Below are 19825 nucleotides of genomic sequence, written 5' to 3' on the forward strand. Positions count from 1 at the left end.
AGAGAGATCACCCCTTTCTTCCTGCCAACTCGGCTTGTTTTGTCAGGATGATAGGGTGGTCTCTCGACTCTTTTCAACCCGGAAAGCGCCTACTGAAACGATACAGCACCCTTTCCCTCGGTTTACTTCCGAATCTTCGCTTCGCGGGCCGGGCGTGACGTCGTTTGTCGAAAATTGAAAGTCCGAGGTTCCTGTCGTCCTTTTGTTTTTCCTGCCTTGCCATGACGAAGGTGTTCCATTCGATCGCCTTCCAACCCAAAGCGCCGACCGAGATCTTGCCGTATACTTTCCGGCGATTCGCAAACAGAGCAACTTTCAATTATGATGTTCCAGCCATCTCGAACCCACTGGCGCAAGCGCGCCTCAGACCCGTATCCGGGCAGCGACCGGCAAGCCGGATATGACGGCTTGACTGGGAGGTGGTATTATTTCCGCGGCGGAATTTCTTTCAAGGTCCCGTAGCGCCTAACGCGGCGCCCCTTGCGGGAAAGGCAAGCCACCATCTCCATGGCGGCGGATTTTACGTGGCAAGCACGGTAGCATGAGTCGCAGGAGAGGTCGCGGGAATGACGAGGTATCTTCTGGTTGCCATAGGAGGGATGCTCGGAGCGGTGGCCAGGTACGGGCTCTCGGGATGGATATCCAACCGCACGGACGGCGGGTTTCCCTACGGGACCCTGGCGGTCAACCTCTTAGGATCGTTCATCATCGGGTTCTTCCTGATACTGGCCCTGGAGAGGTTCTCCTGGAGCCCGGGCGTGAGGCTCTTCTTCGCCGTTGGGTTCCTGGGAGCTTTCACCACCTTCTCCACCTTCAGCTACGAGACCGTTGAGCTGCTGCGGGAAGGCGCTTACGCCATGGCCGCCCTGAACGCCGGCACCACACTCTTCGGGTGCCTTGCGGCGACGCTTGTGGGAATCCTGATCGCTAAACTGATCTGAGGAGGCGGTCTCATGAAGATCGAGGGTAAGGCCAAGTTGCTCTCCATATACATCGGGGAGCAGGACCATTTCCACCACCGGCCCCTCTACCAGGTCATAGTGGAGAGGCTGCGGGAAAAGGGCCTGGCCGGAGCCACCGTGCTGCGGGGCATAGAGGGATACGGGAAGAGCAGTCGCATCCACACCGCCTCCATCCTCAGGCTGTCCGAGGACCTGCCCGTGGTCATCCAGGTGATAGACAGGGAGGAGCGCATCAGGTCCGTCCTCCCGGTCATCGACGAGTTGGTCAAGGAGGGCCTGGTGACCGTCCAGGACTTGGACGTCATGATCTACCGAGCCGAGGAAGGCTAACCCGATAGCCAACGATCCCGCATACGGCCATGCGCTGCCGCTAATCCCTCCCCTACCGGATCGAAAAGTAGTGTTCGCCCCGGTACACGCGCCCATCGTGATGCAGCGGCGCGGGGACAGGCTCGACGCGGCGGTTGCACGGGGATAGGTGATGCTCCATGCGTTTTGGTATACGAGACGATCCTTCCCTCGGCGCCGTGTCTCGTTTTCGCGTTTCTTCTCGCTCCTTCTTCAGCCGGTGGAGAGGTATCACCTGACATCGCTGCTCGAGAGGGGGCCCTCATGGAGCTTAAGATCTGGCGGAGGGGGCGGGATTCGAACCCGCGAGCCTGCGAAGGCTAATGGTTTTCAAGACCACCGCATTAGTCCGCTCTGCCACCCCTCCAGGAACCATTTTACTTGGGGTGGGCTCGAAGCGTAAATCCGCCGAGGGTTCCCGTCCGCGGAAATCGGAGATCCGGGCGGCTGCAGGCGCGCCAACTTCCGTAGAAACGATGCGGGCACCCCCTCATCGAACGCTGGACACCTAAGCCTTCAGTTGTCTCTGGCCATTTCCGGTCGCGTCTGGGGCCTCTCGAAACCGGTGACCGTCAGGCCCACGCTGCGCAGGGCGGCGTACTGGAAGGGCCAGTGACGGCGGAGAATGCGCTCCGCGCGCGCTCGGGGATCGGGCAGAGGCTGGCCGCTGGTGATGAGGTAGAGGACCTCGCGCAGGACGAGTCCCTCCACAAGGGGACGATGCAGACGGTGGTCCTCGCGGTTGATCCTCTCCGAGAGGCTCTTCATCTCCACCATGATTGTACGACTGGTGGGGAGAGCGTAGAGGGGATACCTCTCCGCCGCTCCCTCACGTGACCTTTCCTCTCCCGCCTTTTCCCGCTTCCGCCCTTCCGCCCCCGGGCCTGTACGGTCGGAGACGCCGCGCGTCTCCCCGCCCGGAACTCCGCCGATCCTCGCGGCATCGCCGGCTTTTGTGCCCGTACGCACCTTACCGGATGCCCTCGGGGCTCCGGCATTTCCCCCTTCCCCGGAAGTCCTTCCTCCCCCGGGGGCGCCTCCGAGCGCCGCCCTCTCACGCGCCCGGGCCCCACTCCTCCCCGCCCCTCCCCGCTCCTCACCGAGGACGGCACGCAACATGGCCTCATCGGCGACGATGGGCTTGCCTCTCACCCGGGCCCGGAATCCCTCCGGGGAGACCACTTCCAGGCGAAGGCCGGGGAGGATGGGGGCGAAATCGCGGGTGATGCGCCTGATGATACCGAGTATCTCGTCCCCCTGCACCTGCGCTCACCTGCCGTCCGAGGTTTTACACCCTTTATTTTATTCGGTATCGGGACGGAGTTCCTGTCAAGCCGTCACGACTCCCGGGAGGAGCGCCAAGCGCAACGGGACAGCGAAAACCGTTTATCGAAAGCGCCTTGTTTCGGCAGGAATCGCGAATCCTCGAATCCCAAACAGCCCCCATGCCCATGTGGCGTGACCTCAAGAATCACTTTCGGACAGCGTCGAGAGGCCCTTGTGACGACATCGCGAGGATCAGGCGCTCGCCTCACCGGCGAACCGTGCATCCCCGGATCTCACCCTCGCTCCGCAACATGAGCGCCGGCATAAGAACGTGCCGCCGGCTTCCGGCATTTAGGTCATCACCCCGTAAGGAGATGGCGCGAGGGACAACGAATCCACCGAGGTCTGCCGCCGGCCCGCGCCGCCGTTTCAGTCGGGCTCGATGACCTCAAGTCCGTGCATGTAGGGGCGCAGGGCCTCGGGGACCTCTACGCTCCCGTCCTCACGCTGGTAGTTCTCCAGGATGGCGGCCACCGTGCGCCCCACGGCCACCCCCGAACCGTTCAGGGTGTGGACGAAACGCGCCTTGCCGCCGCCGGACGGCCGGAAGCGGATGTTGGCGCGGCGGGCCTGGAAGTCGGTGAAGTTGGAGCAGGAGGAGATCTCCTTGTACTCCCCATAGGAGGGCAGCCACACCTCCAGGTCGTAACACTTGGCGGCGGCGAAGGAGAGGTCCCCGGTGGAGAGGACCACCACCCGGTAGGGTAGCCCAAGGCGCTGCAGCACCTCCTCCGCATCATTGGTAAGTTTTTCCAACTCTTGATAGGAGCTCTCGGGGTGGCTGAACTTGACCAGTTCCACCTTGTTGAACTGGTGCTGGCGGATGAGCCCGCGGATGTCCCTCCCGTAAGAGCCCGCCTCCCTCCGGAAACAGGGAGTATAGGCGCAGTAATAGAGGGGCAGGTCTTCCTCGGCCAGGACCTCGTCGCGGTGGATGTTGGTCACCGGGACCTCAGCGGTTGGGATGAGGTACAGAACGTCGTCCCGGCAGCGGTACATCTCACCCTCCAGCTTGGGGAGCTGCCCGGTGGCGAACATGCTCTCCTCATTGACCAGTATGGGGGGGAACACCTCGGTGTAGCCGTGCTCCCGGGTATGCAGGTCGAGCATGAAGTTTATCAGAGCGCGCTCCAGGAGGGCCCCCTTTCCGCGCAGAAGCGTGAAACGCGATTCGGCGATCTTCACCCCACGTTGGAAATCCAGCACCCCCAGCTGCTCCCCCAGCTCCCAGTGGGGAAGGGGTTGGAAGTCGAAGGCCCGCGGCTCCCCCCAGCGGCGCACCTCCCGGTTGTAGGTCTCGTCGGGCCCCACGGGAACCGATTCGTGGGGGAGATTGGGGAGGCGGACGAGTATCTCCCGCACGGCCGCCTCCAGCCCGTCCGCCTCGGCCTCCAGAGACCTTATCTCCTCGCTCAAGGCCCCCATCTCCTCCCGCAGAGCGGCGGGGTCCTCGCCCTTCCTTATCCTCTCGCCGATCTCCTTGTTCCCCCTCTTGTGGCGGGCGCGCTTCTCCTCCAGTTCGGCGAGGAGGGACCGCCTCCTGCTGTCCTTCTCCAGGAGGTCGTCCAGGGGAACCTCCAGGCAACGGTCCTCCAGGGCCTTGCGCACCAGGTCGGCGTTCTCCCGTACGAACTTGAGGTCCAGCATGCTTTCAATCCTCCCGGTAAGCGGGATAGGAGCCCAGGAGCTTCACCCGCGGGAGCTTGCAGCGCAGGCACTTCAGGGCCGAGGCCACCACCTCGTCCTCCTCATGCCCTTCGCAGTCGATGAAGAAACAGTACTCCCCCAGGCTCTTCTTCGTGGGCCGCGACTCGATCTTGGAAAGGTTTATGTAGCGGTAGGCGAACTCCTGCAGTATCTGCAGGAGCATGCCCGGCCTGTCCTGGTGGATGAAGCAGACCATGGAGGTCTTGTCTCGTCCGCTGGGAGGCATCTTCTCCCTTCCCAGGAGCACGAACCGAGTGCGGTTCTCCGGATGGTCCTCCATTCCCTCACGAAGCAACTGCAGCCCGTAGAGCTCGGCGGCCAAAGCGCTTCCCAGGGCGGCCAGGGGCTCCCCGGACTCCGCCACACGGCGAGCCGCCTCGGAGGTGCTGTTGGCCGCTTCCACCTCCACGCCGGGCAGCAGCTCGATGAGGTGCCTCCGGCACTGGGCCGCCGCCTGGGGGTGGGAGATCACGCGAGCCACCTCCTCCAGGCCCACGCCGGGACGGGCCAAAAGACAGTGCCTTACCTGGCATACCTTCTCCGCCTGGATGAAGACGTCCGCCTCGAAGGCCAGGCAGTCCAGGGTGGCGTTTACCGAGCCCTCCAGGGAGTTCTCGATGGGCACCACGGCCTTCTCCGCCAGGTTGTCCTGCACGGCCAGGATGGCTTCCTCTACGGTGGGGAAGGGGATGGAGGCCTCGAACTCCAGGTCCGGCCATGAGAGGAGGGCCTCCTCGGTGAAGGTCCCCGGAGGCCCCAGGTAAGCCACGCGCCGGCAGGAGAGGGGAACGCTCACATCACCCAAGAACCGTCCTCCTCCCTTCGAGATTCTCCGCCGGCTTCCTCCGCGCTCTCCAGGTCGAAGAGCCTGCCGGCGCCCCCCTTGCGGCCGCGAATCATGGGCGGCTTCACGGTGAGGGCGCGGCGCAGGGCTTCCTCCTCCTCGCGGGACAGGACATGCGAAGCTTTCCCGTTCTTCACCGCCTTGGCGTAGGTGCGGTTCTCGTTGCGCCCGTAGATGGAGGTGAATATCACCCCATCCCCGTTCTCGTCCAGCATGGCCACCGAATAGCTGAGCTTGCCGCCCATGTCGTCGAAGGCATCGAAGCGCACCACGGCTACCCTCTGCAGGGAGCCGGCGAGCACCTCGGCAAGGTAGTCCTTCTCCGCGGCCTGCTGCTCCAGGAGACGGTAGATGTCCTGTATCTGCACCGCTTGAGAAGCCACCTTTTCCAGGAGGCTCGACCCGTCCACCCCCCGCTTGAGGATGGTCACGTTACGGCGCAGCAGGGAGAGCTGCCGGAAAAGGACGAAGACTCCCGCCAGCAACAGGAAGTCCACCAGCAGAAGAAGGGTTATCATCAGGCCGGAATTGTTCTTAAAGGCTTCCAACATGTCCCGTCCTCCTTTACCACAAGAGAATACCACATTTCGGTTTTCTCCCGGCACTGCAGAGGAAACGGGCCGCGGTCTGAGTGGTGCCTCACATCCCCTCGGTCGCCGGGGAATGATATACTTCGGTCAAAGGTTTGGGAGTGGCTATGGACGGCGAGCTGAAGGCCAAACAGCTACGTTTATGGGAAATTCTGGAATCAATTCCCTCCGCGGCGGTCGCCTACTCTGGGGGCGTCGATTCCACGCTTCTCTCACACCTGGCCAGACAGGCGATGGGCGACCGCATGCTGGCCGTCTTGATCTCCTCCCCGCTCATGCCCCCGCGGGAGACGGAACGCGCCATACGCATTTCCGGAGAGCTGGGCTTTCCGCTCCAGGTGGCAGAAAGCAACGAGCTCACCCTGGAGGGTTTCCCCGACAACCCCCGCGACCGCTGCTATCTATGCAAAAAGCACCGCCTGATCCTCCTGCGGAGCCTGGCCTCTTCCCGCGGCCTTGAGGCGATCATGGATGGGGGGAACGCAGACGACGCTCTCGTGTACCGCCCCGGAAGGAGGGCGGCCCGTGAAGAGGGTTGCCTCAGCCCCCTGGAGGAAGCGGGGTTCACCAAGCGCGACATCCGTCTCCTGGCCCGCGAGCTCGGACTCCCCAACTGGAACGCCCCCTCCCGCCCCTGCCTGGCTACCCGTTTCCCCTACGGCGCCCGCTTGAGCCGTGAGGCCATATGGAGGGTGGACGCAGCTGAGGAGTTCCTGGAAGGCCTCGGGTGGCACGAGTTCCGTGTGCGCCTGGAAGGGCCGGAATGGGCCCGGATCGAGGCGGGCGAAGAGGAGACCTCCTCCCTTGCCCGCGGCGAGAACCGCTCGACGACGGAGAGAAAATTCCGGGAGCTGGGCTTCCGCCGCCTTGACCTCGACCTCGAGGGCTACCGCAGCGGGAGCATGGACCGGGGAGGGCAGAGGAGGAAGGTGCTCACCATCTTCCGGGATGGGGAGGGAGACGTTTCCTCCTTTTCGCCTCCCGATGTTTAAGATGCCGACAATCGAATCTCCGGAAGCCGAGATCTTTTCCTGTCGGAAGGGTCGGTGGGGAGAGAGCCGCAAAACGCGGCGGGGGAATGTCGCCACACGCCCTTCAGGGCCCGCACGAATCTCGCACCCATGAGGCCGGGGGGAGACACCCAAGCCCGTCAGGACATCGGAGGCGAGCCGTGGGGGTACCTTGACGGGCGAACGGGGATTCGGCCCTGCCTATGCGGCGGGTGGCCGGGGGGTCGAGGTGGTATGATCGATATGGTCATTGCTGACGGCCTGAGGGGGATGTGATATTCCTGAAACCGACGAGCTAAATCCAAGGAAAGGGCTGCTTTCCGGCGGACCCGGAGGTGTGAAGGCTTGAAGACGCTTTACCTTGACGCCTTTGCGGGCATAAGCGGGGACATGATGCTGGGCGTGCTGGTGGACCTCGGGGCCCCCCTCGGTCTCCTGCAGGAGACCGCCCTGCGCCTTGGCCTGAGCGAGGCGAGCATCACCGCTTCCCGTACCGAACGCAAGGGCATCGGGGCCACCAAAGTCCACGTGAGGGTGCTGGAAAGGGAGGTCGTCAGGACCTATGCTCACATAAGGGAGCTCATCGAGCGGAGCGACCTCTCGCCGCAGGCCAAGGAGAAGAGCCAGAAGGTGTTCGCCCTCCTGGCGAAGGCGGAGAGCCGCATCCACTCCAGGAATATCGACCAGGTCCATTTCCATGAATTGGGAAGCGCCGATACCCTTGTGGACGTGGTGGGCACGGTGGCCTGCCTGGAGCACCTGGAGGTGGAGGAGCTTCTCTGCTCCCCTCTCCCCATGGGCACGGGGATGATCAAGACCAGCCACGGGATTTACCCGGTGCCGGCGCCCGCGGTCACCGAGATCCTTAAAGACGTGCCCGTGTATTCCAGCGGCATCCCCACGGAGATCGTCACCCCAACCGGGGCGGCCATAGTCGCCGCCCTGGCCTCGGATTTCTGTCTTCTGCCCCCCATGCGCATTCAGGCCGTCGGCTACGGAGCCGGGGACCGCGACCTGGAGATACCCAACGTGCTAAGGGGATTCCTGGGCGAGAGGGAAGTTCCTGCGGGAGGCAGGTCCCGGGAAAGAAGGGTGGTCCTCTCCGCCAACATCGACGACATGAACCCGGAGATCTACCCCTATGTCATGGAGAAGCTCTTCGAGGCCGGGGCGGAGGACGTGTGGCTTTCCCCCATTCAGATGAAGAAATCGCGACCCGCGGTGACCATCTCCGTCCTCTCCCCTCCCTCCCGCGAGGAAGAGATAAAGGAGGTCATCTTCGCCGAGACCAAGACCCTGGGAATACGCATAGAGGAAGTGGATAAGGAATACCTGGACCGGGAGGTGCTGGAGGTGGACACGGACTTCGGGCCCATCAGGGTGAAGGTGGCCCGCCGCGAAGGCCGCCCCCTGAACGTGGCCCCCGAATACGAGGACTGCCGGAGGGCGGCGATACGGCACGGCGTGCCTTTAAAGGAGGTCTACGCCTCCGCCGAGGAGGCGGCGCGCGACCTGCTATCCGGTAGAGAGCCCGGAGGCGGCGAAGGGTAACATGGTAAATAATGGTAATAAGTACTGGCCGGTGCCCGTAACGGCGAATTCGGTTTCGTACCAGGAGGTCGAGGAGTGTACGTGGGAGTGGTGGGCGGGCAGTTCTGTAGCGAGGAGGAAGCCCGACTAGCTTATGAGGTGGGCCGTCTGCTGGCTCGCAGGGGAGCCGTCCTCGTCTGCGGCGGCCTGGGTGGGGTGATGGAGGCTTCCTGCAAGGGGGCCAAGGAGGAAGGAGGTGTGACCATCGGAATCCTCCCCGGCCCCTTCCGGGGGGACGCCAACCCTTACGTGGACCACGCCATTGCCACGGACATGGGGCAAGCGCGGAACGCGGTCATCGTGAGAACGGTGGATGCGGTCATAGCCGTGGGGGGCGAATACGGCACCCTCTCCGAGATCGCCATGGCCCTGAAGATGGGGAAGAGGGTGGTGGCCATTTCCAGTTGGGACATCTCCCGGCAGGGCGTGCCGGACGAGAAGTTGCTCCGCGCCTCCAGCCCGGAGGAGGCCGTGCAGGCCGTGCTGGGACCGGAGCGTTGAACGAAGCGGCCCGTCGTGGTCTCAGCAGGCCGGGGAGGGTATGGTCTGTGAGGCGTGAGGCATGAGGAGGATCCTCCCCCCCGGTACCGTGGCCAGGGCCTCCTCAAGCGCCTCCTGGACGCTCGCATGGGGGACGATGCCTATCTTCTTCACCACCTCCGGGTCCAGCCCGGAGACCAGAATGACCTTCTCTGCCTGTCGGGCGAGCAACGCTGCCCGGTAGACCACGAACCCGGGAACGGTAAAGGCGCGGCGCAGCTCCTGCTCCATCTCCTCGAGCCCTCCCATGCGGAACCAGCGTTGGAACTCGTAGGGGCCGAGGCCCTCCGAGCACTCCCCGACCATTATGAGGACTCCCCTCCCGTCCTCGCGCAGAGCGGCGCGGGCGTTGGCGTTGGACTGGAAGGCCTGGTAGAAAGTGAGGTCCATGGGATAACCTCCCCGGGAAGCGACCACGATGTCCGCTTTGGAAGGAATTTCCACCCGAAACGCCTTCTCGACGAAGGCGCACGCTGACCGGTGGGCTTCCTCCATGTCCCCGGCGAAGACCCCCAGAAAGTCGCCCTCCTCGCTGAGGACGAAGTTCACGATGAAGCGAGGCCCGACCATGCGTGCCGCGGCCAGCATGTCCTCGTGGACCGGGTTGCCGTCCAGAACGCCGGGGACCGCCCGCGGGTGGATGCCGCCGCCCGGGGAGTCGCTCAGGGCCCGGCGGTGGTTGGCCAGTATGGTCCTCAGCCCTGCCATGCCCGGCAATACCGCCTTACGGCCCCCTCCGAACCCGGCGAAGGTGTGGGGTACCACGGCCCCGGTCAGTATGAGGTGGTCGGCCTCCAGGGCGTGGCGGTTTACCCAAAGGGGGGTACCGTAGGTGGTGTGCCCCAGGAAGCGCAGGGCCGCCTCGTCGCGAGCGTCGTGGTTGACCACCCGGACCCGGCGGAGAAGGTCATCCCCGAGTATCATCGCCAGGCCTCCGTATCCCGGAGGGGCATGGGTCCCGTTGGCGATGATGACCGTGATGTCCCGGTCTCGCACCCCGCAGCGGTTCAGGTAGCCGACCAGCAGGGGCATCCACACGCGAGCGCGGACCCACAGGCGGTGGAAGTCGGGGCAGGCCACGGCCACCCGGTCACCACCGCGCACCACCTCCGAAAGGGGAGGGGATCCCAGCGGGTTCTCCAGCGCGTCCTCCAGAGCATGCCTCAGGTCGGCGAGGGGCTCGACGGCCGTGCCCTCCACCACGCCGAGAAGAAGGTCGTCGGGCACCTCGAACTCCTGCGTGCCATGCCCGTAGTCCCAGGAAAACCTCATGCCCTATAGGATATCAGATCCGATCGCCATGGTATCCCCATAAGAAGGGGTTCGTCCCGCACGCCCTCTCACCCTGCGGGGGCGCTGCCCGCCTGCGGGGCATTCGGATGGCCTCTCGGCCCTGGTCCTGAAACGTCTTTCCGAAAGGGCGTAACCCCCTTCAGTCCAAGGCGTAATGCGCCGAAATTCACATCCGGAGAAAACGCGGAGGAACGCCGTAAGGGGACTTGAGGCGCTCGCCGCGGCTCCCCTCCGAGACAACCGAGGAGCCTCGAAGGCGGCGTCGATCCCGCCCTGGACGGGAGGTGGGAGAGTTGTCGGAGATAGCGGTGCTGGGATGGGATCCCATGGTCACGGAGCCGGAAGGGCTCATGCTCCGCGGGGGTCGATGGTTCGACGACGGGCCTTTCCTGCCCGTAGAGCTATCCCGCGTGGCCCCACAGAGACACCTGACCCTTACCCTCCGGCGAGGCTCTACGCCGGTACAGGTATACTGGTCTCTCATGGCCACGGAAAGCGTGGGCGAGGCGGTGTGGAACCTCTCGCAGAGGGCGGAGTGCAAGCCGGAGAACGTCGGGTTCCTGGACCTGGTCACCGGGGAGCACTGGTGCCGGACGGTGGACGAGTGCCTCCCGGACATCCGGCGCTGGGCCGAGGAGAAGAACCGGGAGGGACGGAAGATTGGGGTTGTGATCTGGAACGACCTCCGCCCGGACTTCGAGAGGCGTACTCGCCGGGAACTCACCCCGGAAAACGTCATCGACTACCTGAAGGGCCTGCGCCCGGAGGCGAAGGAAAGGGCCCTCGATTACCTCAGAAAGACTCCTCCGCGCATCAGCACCCCCATCCTGGAGGCGGCGAGAAAAGCCCTCGACGACTTGCGTTGAGCCATCCCGCTCCCCTACTTCCTGTAGCGGGGCCAACGAGTGCCGGGGCGGCCGTGAATCCCCAACGGAAGGCCGCGCGCATGAAACCCGCTTCCCCCGTCTCCTCCGGGTGGAATCCACCCCCAAAGCAATCTCTCTAGCCGCGGGAGCCTCATTCCCCGGCGTTCGGAGATTCTTCGCCGCATGAGCTCGACCCGCGCAGGCATGTCACGGCGCCAACCCGCCGGAACGCCCCATCATGTCCTCTTTCTTCCCTGGGAACCGGCCTTATGGCCTCTTTTCTTCCCCGCCCTCGGGTTTTCCGCCTTCCGCCCTCCACCCGTCCCGCGGGATTCGGGCATGAACTCCACCAGGGAACCGAAGGTATGGGAGAGGATGTCGGAGATGGCCATCCTCCCGCCGCTTTCCATCCATATACTCCTCGCCGTGGTCCAGGCGGCTACGGAGACCGCGGCCAGGACCCTTGGCCGGGGGTCCTCCTCCAGGTCCACTCCCATGCGCTCGGCCAGGGCCTCGGCCACCACCCTCTCAAAGCCCGGATAGATCACGCTGCGCTCGAACTCCCCGATGCGACGCGACTTCTCCGCCAGCCGCTTCACCGTCACCAGCCAGGCCTCGTTCTCCCGGTCGGCCTCAGCCAGTTTGAGGGCCGCGCGATAGAGGGTGACGAAGACCGGCTCCTCGCTGGGCCTCTCAAGGATGAGCCTTCGCAACAACTCCAGGCTCTCTTCCCAGTTCCCGAAGAGCACGGCTTCCTTGGAGGGGAAGTAGCGGAAGAAGGTGCGCTGGGAGACGTCGACTTCCTCGGTGATGTCCCTTATGGTCGTGCGGTCGTAGCCCTTTTCCTGAAAGAGGCGCAGGGCGGCTTTCTCCAAGGCCTCGCGGGTCTGCCTCTTCTTGCGCTCCCGCCGTCCCGATGCGTCGACGTCTTTTCTCCCCTCCATAAGGAGATTATAACAGCGATTTTATGACATTAAACACTTTTTCATTTTTCATAAAAGATTTCACATATGACATGATGGATTGGAGGACGGCCATGGCGTCAATTCGGGAAGCTGTAATTTAGGGGAGAGGGAGAGTCGTGGTCAAGACACTCGCACACTACCTCTTTTGGAAGGTTGACCATCGCCGCGGTCTCCCTCTCCCTATGTCTATATCGGTTGCCGCCGCAGCGATTATAAGGCTTAGGAATCGGGATTTTTGGCAAAGCAAATAATTGAACGGGCATGCCCGCTGGGGCGCGATGCTCGGCACGGTCACCGGCTATTGAGGAACCTAGATATATTGCCACTTTCTTCCATATTTATCTACGCCCGGCGGCCCTGGACGGGGTGAAGCTGCGGAAGGGAGGTGGCGCCGTCTTTTCCCGGAGCGGAAACGGCGTGAGGCCGCCTTCCGTCTTGCCGCCTTTCCGAGATGCCCGTCCAGCGCGTTCCTCACTCTTGCCCGCTCCCGCCCCTCATCACCGCATGCCCGGGCGGTCGGCAGCCGATATCGAGGAACGGAAGACACGCCCGGTGACGCGAGCGCCAGGCGGGTCTGGGTCTCATTCCCCGTCGAGGTCCTCCTCGAGGAGCTTGAGGAGTTCCACCGCCGCACGCTTGTGAAGGGGTTCGTTCCCGCTCCCGCATTTGGGAGACTGGATGCAGGAGGGGCAGCCCTCCGCGCAGGGGCATCTCTCCACCATCTCCCGTGTGGCCCGCAGGTGCCGCGCCGCCAGGCGGAAACCACGGGCGGCGATGCCCACCCCTCCCGGGTAGGCGTCGTATATGAATACCGTGGCCCTGCCGGTGTCGGGGTGGAAGGCCGTCGACATGCCCCCGATATCCCAGCGGTCGCACATGGCGAAGAGGGGGAGCATGGCGATGGAGGCGTGCTCCAGGGCATGCAACCCCCCGGCAAGCGTGTATTCGTCCATCTCCAGGGGGGCCAAGCGCTCCAGCGGGAGGGTGTACCATAGGGCCTTGGTCCTCAGAACCCGGGTGGGGAGGTCCAGCGCCAGAGTCTCCAGCACCTCGTGAGTCAGGAGGCGTCGCTTCTGGTAAGCGTAGACCTTGACGGAGACCTCCACTTCTCCGTAGTGGAGGGAACACGCCCGAGGGCCCGGGGCCGATGTCCATTCTTCGCCCAGAACCATGACGTCGGTGTTGTCCATGGGGTTGGTGTAAAAATCGAGCTCCTCGGCCCTCACCAGGGCCACCATGCGCTCCAGGTCCAGTTCCTCCACGAGATAGGAATCCCCCTGGTGTAGGTAAACCGCACCGGGGTGTACATGGAAAAAACAGGAAGCCTCTTCCACGGTGCCCAGAAGGGTTCCGGTCTCCCGGTCCACGATACTGATAAGCTTCCCGGAAGCGGACCTCAGGTTGACATCCTGGGCCGGGGATCCCGCTCCTGCAAAGTACCATCTCCCGCCCCTCTTTTTCAGCCGCCCCTCGCGTACCAGTTCCTCGAGTGCCTCCCCCATGGCGGGCCCGAAATACTCCTCGTCCTCCTCACGCAGAGGGAACTCGAAGGCCGCGCAGACCAGGTGGTCTCCGAGGATGCGCCGGTTCTCCAGATCGATGACCGCTTCCTCGCAGGGTGAGCCGAAGAGGAACTCCGGGTGGCGTACCAGATACTGGTCCAGCGGGTCGTCGGCGGCCACCAGCACAGCCAGCGATTCACCCTGCCGGCGGCCCGCCCTCCCCGCCTGCTGCCAGGTGCTGGCGATGGTCCCCGGATAGCCGTTCATGAGGCAGGCTTCCAGCTCCCCTATGTCCACCCCGAGCTCCAGGGCGTTGGTGGTGGTCACCGCCAGCAGCTCTCCCGAGAACAGCCGTCTTTCTATCTCCCGCCTTTCCCCGGGAAGGTAGCCTCCTCGGTAGGGCGAGACCCTTTCCGCCAGGCCTCTCTCCTCCGCCCCCAGAAGGCGCATCACATACCCGTAGACCAGCTCGGCCGCTTTACGGGAGCGGCAGAAGGCTATGGTGCGCACCCCGAGCCGTATAAGTCTGGCCAGTATCTCCGCCGTCTCCAGGTTTGAGGAACGGTGCACCTCACCGCCCTCCCGGGACAGGATGTCCGGCGGGTTCCAGAGGGCGAAGACCTTCCTGCCCCGGGGGGAGGAGTCGTCTTCCACCGCTCTCACCTCCAACCCGCACAGCCTCGATGCGTGCTCCTCCGGATTGGCGATGGTGGCGCTGGCGAATACGAACGACGGCCGCGACCCGTAGTGCTCCGCCGTCCGCCTGAGCCGGCGCAGCACCTGGGCCACGTGGGAGCCGAAGACGCCGCGGGCCACGTGGGCTTCGTCCAGGACCACGTAGCGGAGATGGCGAAAGAACCCGCCCCACAGCCTGTGGTTGGGAAGGATGCCGTAATGGAGCATGTCCGGGTTGGTGAGCACCACCTGCGCCTGCCGCCTTATCCACCCCCGAAGCTCCAGCGGCGTGTCGCCGTCGTAGGTTGCCGAGACCACCTCCCCCCCGTGAAGCTCCTCCAGGCTGCGCAACTGGTCCTGAGCCAGGGCCTTAGTCGGGAAAATATACAGTGCCCTGCTGGAAGGGTTTTCCAAGATCTCCTGGTAGACGGGTATGTGGTAGCAGAGGCTCTTGCCGCTGGCCGTCCCGGTGGCGATGACCACGTTATGCCCCTCCGAGAGGAGCTCCAGGGCACGTGCCTGATGGACGTAGAGGCGGGTTACGCCCATGCGCCTGAGGGTCTCGGAGAGGGTAGGATGCAATCCCTCGGGCAGCTCCACGAGCCGTGCCTCGCGGGGGGGTATGACCTCCAGGTAGGCGACCCGTTGACCCTCCCCCCAGCCCTCGCTTATCTCCCGGACCAGCTCCTCAAAGTCCATGCGCCGGCGTTCCGGAGGGGTTCATTCCACCCTCTGGCCTTCCTTCACCAGGCCCACCCCCTCCGTGACCACCCTCTCCCCCTCCTCCAGTCCGGCCAGGATCTCCACCCATTCCTCGCTCCGCTCCCCCACAGTGACCTCCCGCCTGCGGGCCTTGCCCTCCTCAACCACGTACACATAATCCCTTCCCTCTTCGGAGAAGAGGGCGGTGAGCGGGAGGGAGATTATGCCCTCCCGGCTCAGGACCTCGATGTCCACGGTGGCGTTGTATCCTAGACGCAGCGGGACCTCGGTGCGGTCCAGCCTGACAATCACCGGAAAGACGGTGGTCCCGCCCGAGCCGCTTTCCGCCCGGATTCCCACCTGTACAACCTCGCCGGCGAAAGACAGGTCGGGGTAGGCATCGAGGTACACCTTCACCCTCTGTCCCACCCGCACTTTGGGGATGTCCGTCTCCTCCACCTCCGCCTTCACCCGCATGCTCTGGAGGTCCACTATCTGGAACACGGGACTGTCCTTGCTCACCTTGGTCCCCACCTTCAGCTCCGCGCCCGCCCGTCCTCCCGCGAGGGCACTGAGGTCACCTCCCAGAAGGGAGGTGAGGTCCCCCATCCCCGTGAGGAAGGAGCCGAGCCCTCCCAGCATCTCGGTGAGGAAATCCAGTCCGGGCACGGAGGGCGGGGCGGAGAAGACCACGTAACCGGACACCGGCGCCACGAGATGAGGATGGTTTGCGGCATAGACCGCCTTTTGATAATCGTAACTGGAGGCTTCCTTCATGGCCTCTCCCGCCGCTGCAGCCCCGGAGGGGTAGGCGGGGGGCGACAATGCGGGCATCGCGGGGCGCGAGGCGATGGCCTGGAGGTAGGATTCCCGCTGTTCGGCGATGAGAGATTTAAGGAACTCCTGTTGGTCCGGAGGGAGCAAGGGTACCACCAGGGGGACCAGGTCAAAGAGATTGAGGACCACGGCGTCCAGTTGTTCCTGGGTTTGCCCGAAGACCTGCATGGCGTATTCCGCCCCCTGGTAGAGAGCCTGCATGCCGGAGTACTGCCCGGCTAGGACATCCCCTACCGCCGCTCCGGTGAGATAAGTGGCCCTGGCCTTGGCCGCCTGCGCCTTCAGCTCCTCCTGGTCCAGCGACGCCAGGAGGTCGCCGGCCTCCACGCGATCCCCCTCCTGGACGTAAAGAGCGGCAATGGTCCCGCTGGCGGGAGGATAGACATCGACGGGGTTGTCCGCCTCCAGCTTGCCCACCGCGGTGACCACCCTGCTCACGTCCCCACGGCTCACTTCGGCCACCTTCACCCCTTCGGGAGCTCCCCCGAAGCATCCCGAGAACGCCAAGGCCGTAAAAAGGCCGAACATGAGAACACAAACCAGCCTCGCTGCGTTCGTGCAATCCGATCCTCGCCTTCGCATAACGCCCTCCGGGATTCGACCCGTCATGCGGAACCTCCTCATGCAGGCATGGGCCTGACTCACCGCGGACGGGATTCGTGAGACATACTATAACCGGGGCTCGGAGGGGCGTCAACGAAGGGTGTCCCCTCGGCCCACTTTCTTGAGATGGGGTGATTTCATGACTCCTTTCGCAGCCCAAAGCCCCAACCGAAACGGTGGACTCCCGACACCCGGCGGAAAGTCGCTCCTCATTCTGACTTCAACAAGGGCTCCGGGGCTCGTCGGGTCACGTCCTCTTAAAAGCTGGGGGTTCCGGTTGCGCGACCTTCATTCCGCTCCACCATTCCGGGAGCCCGACTCCCCTCCTGTATCGAGCGTGCCGGGGGGAATCGCTCGCACGTATGTGGAGAGGATGCACGTCCGGGATTGGTCCACGCCCGCGCCGCGGAAAGCTCACGGAACAAGCATCCCGAGGGGAGCCGGCACGCCGGAGGACCCCGCCGAGGTTCCGCTGATGAACAAATTCCAGTTATAACAGGCGGCACACAGGAAACCCGCCCCCAGGGCGAGGCTGAAGAAGACCAGGAAGGTGAAGAACCTCCCCCATCCCCGCGGAGGAGCCAGAAAACCGGCCATGACGAGCAACAGGGCGGCGGCGCAGGACATCCAAACCGTGGGCCCCAGGCCGGGGGCCCCGTCACCGCCGAAGAACAGCCTGCCCAGCCCCAAGGCCGGCTCTATCTCCACGCCCATCTCCCGTAGAGGCAAGAGGGCCTGGAAGAACAGATAAACCAGCGGCAGGGCCACCAGACAGCCGGCCAGGATGAACATAGGCCCCCTCCCCAGGCGAAGGGCCAGGAAAAGGAGGGTCAGGAGGAGGGCCACGGCCAACACCAGGCCTACGGTGAAGAACTCCACGCCCCGATAGGGAAGGAGACCAGGCCCGCCGAGCAGCTCATAAGCGCCGCGCACGTATGCTCCTTGGTGGGAGAAGACCCCCAGGTCCACCCCTTTCTTGTAGGAAAAACCTTCCAAGAGAGAGGGGAGCGCCAGGGAAGCGGCCAGGAGGATCGCCGCGCCGATGGCCAGCGCATCTGCGGCCCCGAACCTCCTCTCCGCGCGGACTTCCCTCCCCCGGTCCGGCGTATATCCCACAGCCTCGACATCCTCCTCCGGGAGGTGAAGGGCCGCCGTGGGGCGGTAATCGGCCCCCGCCGGGACGGGCCGCTTTGCTGCCGCCCCTCCTCGTGCCGTCAAGGAAAGGGGGCTCCCGCACTCCTGACAGAAACGGTTTACCTCCGGATTAGGGGCATAGCACTCCGGGCAGGTCACCTGCGGAACACGTACCCTGCCCGTTTCGCGGACCGGCTCTATGGCCTGGGTGCGCTCATCGGAGAGCGCCGGCTCCGGCGGCACCGCCGGTGGTCTCTCCGCGGGAGTGGAGGTGGAGGCAACAAAGGAGGGGGGGATGTCTGATTCCGGCGGTATGTAAACCATTTCTCCTTCCTCCCCTCCGGAGACCGCAGCGGACCGGGCGACCGTCTCGTCCTGCCACGGCGCCCTATCTCCTCCCTCCCCGCCTGGTCCATCGAGGGGGCTCCCCGTTGACCTCCCCGAGGTCATGGAGTCCGCGATCCCCGCTCCTCGGGTGTCGATTTCCTCCGCCCTCGGCTCGGGTGCCTCCGCCCCGGAGACCCCGAAGACGAAGCCGCTTGGCGATACAACCCGATAGCCCCCCTCGGGCGAGGCTCCCGCCTCAGTAGTCGCCCCCGCCTGGATGGGCTTTCCGGGAGACGGAAGGGGCCCGCTCCATCCCACCGCATCACCCCTCTCCATACTCCCGGCCATCGTCGCGAGGTCCGCAGTGGGTTCGCCGGACCCTCCAGGCCGTTCCCCGGCCGGAAAGGCATAAGCGCCGCCGCCCTTCTCCCCTTCGCCTGTCCCCGGCGGGGAAAAGCTCGTCAGCTTCGCCGAGGGCGCGGTTTCCTGCTCTCTTGCCCCTCCTCTGGAGTATCGAGGGGAAGTGAACGGCGTGCCTGGCAGGGGGACGCCGCAGGCCATGCAGAAAGCCGCGTCCTCACGGTTCTCCGACCCACACTCCTCACATCTCATATATAAACCTCTTGTTAAGCTTTAATTTGAATTCTCCACTACCATCATATACTCCTTCACGCCGCTTGTTAAAGCGCCTTCGCGGCGGATGCCTGGAGGGAACCGCGGTGAGCGTAACGCCGAGAGGCCCGGCGTATCACCCGGGTCCATGTCCGCCTCCCTGTACCGCTCGCAGCCGGAGGCACCCTACCTTAGACAAGGAACCCTCCTCAAGTCCACATGGCCCCCAGGGGGAGGAAAAAGGCCACAAAATTGTTGATGCCGTGGGCGGCCACCGGCGACCACAGGTTTCCGGCGTACTCGTAAAGCAGGCACAACAGGGCTCCAACAAGGGTCCTCCCCAGCAGCCCGAAAAGGCTGAAATGCACCACGGCGAAGAGGAACCCGTTAAGGAGTGAAGCCGCCCATACGCCCATCTTCCGCCGCATCGCCGGGTAGAGGAAACCCCGGAAGAAGATCTCCTCGCACACCGGGGCGGCGACGATTATCACCAGCCCGGCCACCAGCAGGTCCGGGCCGGTGACGCTCTTCACGTTGACGTCGAAAAAGCCGTGGAGCCATTCCTCCACCCAGCTGACGCGCTCGAGGAGGCCCGCGGACATAAGGCTCCCGGCAGTCCCTATCCAGAAGGCCAGCGAACCGCAGACGACACCTAGCCCGAGCGAGCCCGCCAGGTTCTTTCCGTGCATGCCCAAAAGCTCCCGCGCATTCCCGTATCTCGAGACAACGAGGAAGGCGAAAGCCAGCGAGGAGGAATAGAGCAGGAGGCTGACGAGCAGCTGAGCGGCCGCCACGGATACCTCTTCTCCCTGGCGCATCATGTAAGTCATGAGCCAGCTCAAGAAGAAGGGGACGGGGAGGAAGGCCAGTGCTGGCCACAGTTTCCATATTTCACCGCAGGCAGGCGGTGTGGCCGCCCCTTTACCGCCCGCCGCCGGTTCTCGCCGGGGTGTGCTCGTCATGTCCTGATGGCAGGAGTTGCAATAACGTTTGTCGCCGCTTATCCTCTGGCACGCGGAACAGACGAAAGCACCGCAGCAAGTGCAGCGGCCGACGGCTCTCACGCCGGGATGGAAGGCGCAGGTGGTCACGACCCTGGCCCCCACCGGTCCGCCTCCGGTTGAAGGGGGGAGTTCCACGCCGTAAGCCGCTGGGCCCCCGCGAGCCACCCTCTCCGCACAGGATGCGCACAGGAAACGGCCTCCAATTCGGCGCAGGCAGCGCGAACAGTAATGGCCACCGCATTCCGCGCAGGCAGCGGCGGCCGGCTCTTCAGGATGAACGGCGCACCTCGGCATGTCCATCGGCTTCTCCTGCCTGTCGCTCCAGCCCGCTCGTCAGAGCACGTAATTTTTTTTCGGTAATTCTTCGCGGCGCCTGAAAGCCGCTTCC

Annotated in this window: 16 protein-coding genes, 1 tRNA gene and 1 pseudogene; 6 read left to right on the forward strand and 12 right to left on the reverse strand. The window is 64.3% G+C overall.

Going from position 1 to position 19825, the window contains the following annotated elements:
- Positions 1–566 precede the first annotated feature (566 nt).
- Both crcB and H7007_RS09435 read left to right on the forward strand, forming a co-directional pair.
- Positions 567–941 (forward strand): fluoride efflux transporter CrcB, encoded by a 375-nt coding sequence (gene crcB / locus H7007_RS09430; protein ID WP_287154982.1) that lies wholly within the window; start codon positions 567–569, stop codon positions 939–941.
- Positions 942–953: 12 nt separating this feature from the next.
- Positions 954–1292: a DUF190 domain-containing protein gene (locus H7007_RS09435; RefSeq protein ID WP_287154983.1), complete on the forward strand. Its 339-nt coding sequence runs from the start codon at positions 954–956 to the stop codon at positions 1290–1292.
- A 297-nt stretch (positions 1293–1589) separates the two neighbouring features.
- Here the strand turns inward: H7007_RS09435 and H7007_RS09440 are convergent.
- The 5 genes from H7007_RS09440 to H7007_RS09460 all read right to left on the reverse strand — a co-directional run bounded on the left by H7007_RS09440 (position 1590) and on the right by H7007_RS09460 (position 5738).
- Positions 1590–1677: transfer RNA gene (locus H7007_RS09440), tRNA-Ser, on the reverse strand.
- Between the two features lie 149 nt (positions 1678–1826).
- Positions 1827–2573, reverse strand: coding sequence for a hypothetical protein (locus H7007_RS09445; RefSeq protein ID WP_287154985.1), 747 nt, complete (start codon positions 2571–2573; stop codon positions 1827–1829).
- A gap of 432 nt (positions 2574–3005) precedes the next feature.
- Positions 3006–4283, reverse strand: a complete 1278-nt coding sequence (gene serS / locus H7007_RS09450; protein ID WP_287154986.1) for a serine--tRNA ligase — start codon at positions 4281–4283, stop codon at positions 3006–3008.
- A gap of 4 nt (positions 4284–4287) precedes the next feature.
- Positions 4288–5139 (reverse strand): prephenate dehydratase, encoded by an 852-nt coding sequence (gene pheA / locus H7007_RS09455; RefSeq protein WP_287155065.1) that lies wholly within the window; start codon positions 5137–5139, stop codon positions 4288–4290.
- Positions 5136–5738, reverse strand: coding sequence for a DUF4446 family protein (locus H7007_RS09460; protein ID WP_287154987.1), 603 nt, complete (start codon positions 5736–5738; stop codon positions 5136–5138). The genes pheA and H7007_RS09460 overlap by 4 nt, the downstream gene beginning before the upstream one ends.
- A 146-nt stretch (positions 5739–5884) precedes the next feature.
- On the opposite strand from H7007_RS09460, the gene larE reads away from it, so the two are divergent.
- The 3 genes from larE (at position 5885) to H7007_RS09475 (ending at position 8878) form a co-directional block, all read left to right on the forward strand.
- Complete coding sequence (gene larE, locus H7007_RS09465; RefSeq protein WP_287154988.1) at positions 5885–6769, forward strand: ATP-dependent sacrificial sulfur transferase LarE; 885 nt, start codon at positions 5885–5887, stop codon at positions 6767–6769.
- 363 nt (positions 6770–7132) lie between these two features.
- The gene (gene larC, locus H7007_RS09470; protein ID WP_287154989.1) at positions 7133–8338 is read left to right on the forward strand and encodes a nickel pincer cofactor biosynthesis protein LarC; all 1206 of its coding nucleotides are present in this window, start codon (positions 7133–7135) and stop codon (positions 8336–8338) included.
- Between the two features lie 75 nt (positions 8339–8413).
- Positions 8414–8878, forward strand: coding sequence for a TIGR00725 family protein (locus H7007_RS09475; RefSeq protein WP_287154990.1), 465 nt, complete (start codon positions 8414–8416; stop codon positions 8876–8878).
- Positions 8879–8899: 21 nt separating this feature from the next.
- On the opposite strand, the gene H7007_RS09480 is transcribed toward H7007_RS09475, so the two are convergent.
- Positions 8900–10189, reverse strand: coding sequence for a nickel-dependent lactate racemase family protein (locus H7007_RS09480; protein ID WP_287154992.1), 1290 nt, complete (start codon positions 10187–10189; stop codon positions 8900–8902).
- Positions 10190–10503: 314 nt separating this feature from the next.
- On the opposite strand from H7007_RS09480, the gene H7007_RS09485 reads away from it, so the two are divergent.
- Positions 10504–11076, forward strand: coding sequence for a hypothetical protein (locus H7007_RS09485; protein ID WP_287154993.1), 573 nt, complete (start codon positions 10504–10506; stop codon positions 11074–11076).
- 236 nt (positions 11077–11312) lie between these two features.
- On the opposite strand, the gene H7007_RS09490 is transcribed toward H7007_RS09485, so the two are convergent.
- From H7007_RS09490 to H7007_RS09510, 6 genes and pseudogenes are all read right to left on the reverse strand, one after another.
- Positions 11313–12020 carry a TetR family transcriptional regulator gene (locus tag H7007_RS09490; RefSeq protein WP_287154995.1) on the reverse strand — a complete coding sequence of 236 codons (708 nt, stop codon included), beginning with the start codon at positions 12018–12020 and terminating at the stop codon, positions 11313–11315.
- A gap of 602 nt (positions 12021–12622) precedes the next feature.
- Complete coding sequence (locus H7007_RS09495) at positions 12623–14917, reverse strand: DEAD/DEAH box helicase (protein ID WP_287154996.1); 2295 nt, start codon at positions 14915–14917, stop codon at positions 12623–12625.
- 21 nt (positions 14918–14938) lie between these two features.
- Complete coding sequence (locus tag H7007_RS09500) at positions 14939–16225, reverse strand: efflux RND transporter periplasmic adaptor subunit (RefSeq protein WP_350340640.1); 1287 nt, start codon at positions 16223–16225, stop codon at positions 14939–14941.
- A gap of 549 nt (positions 16226–16774) precedes the next feature.
- A complete protein-coding gene (locus H7007_RS09505; RefSeq protein WP_287154997.1) occupies positions 16775–17818 on the reverse strand; it encodes a zinc ribbon domain-containing protein in 1044 nt (347 codons plus the stop codon).
- Between the two features lie 552 nt (positions 17819–18370).
- Positions 18371–18433 (reverse strand): annotated as a pseudogene (locus H7007_RS13745) (zinc-ribbon domain-containing protein); the annotation flags it as partial.
- 209 nt (positions 18434–18642) lie between these two features.
- Positions 18643–19737 carry a CPBP family intramembrane glutamic endopeptidase gene (locus tag H7007_RS09510; protein WP_287154998.1) on the reverse strand — a complete coding sequence of 365 codons (1095 nt, stop codon included), beginning with the start codon at positions 19735–19737 and terminating at the stop codon, positions 18643–18645.
- Positions 19738–19825 lie beyond the last annotated feature (88 nt).

Origin of the sequence: Candidatus Solincola tengchongensis (assembly GCF_015711935.1) — a bacterium.
Taxonomy (GTDB): domain Bacteria; phylum Actinomycetota; class Geothermincolia; order Geothermincolales; family RBG-13-55-18; genus Solincola_A; species Solincola_A tengchongensis.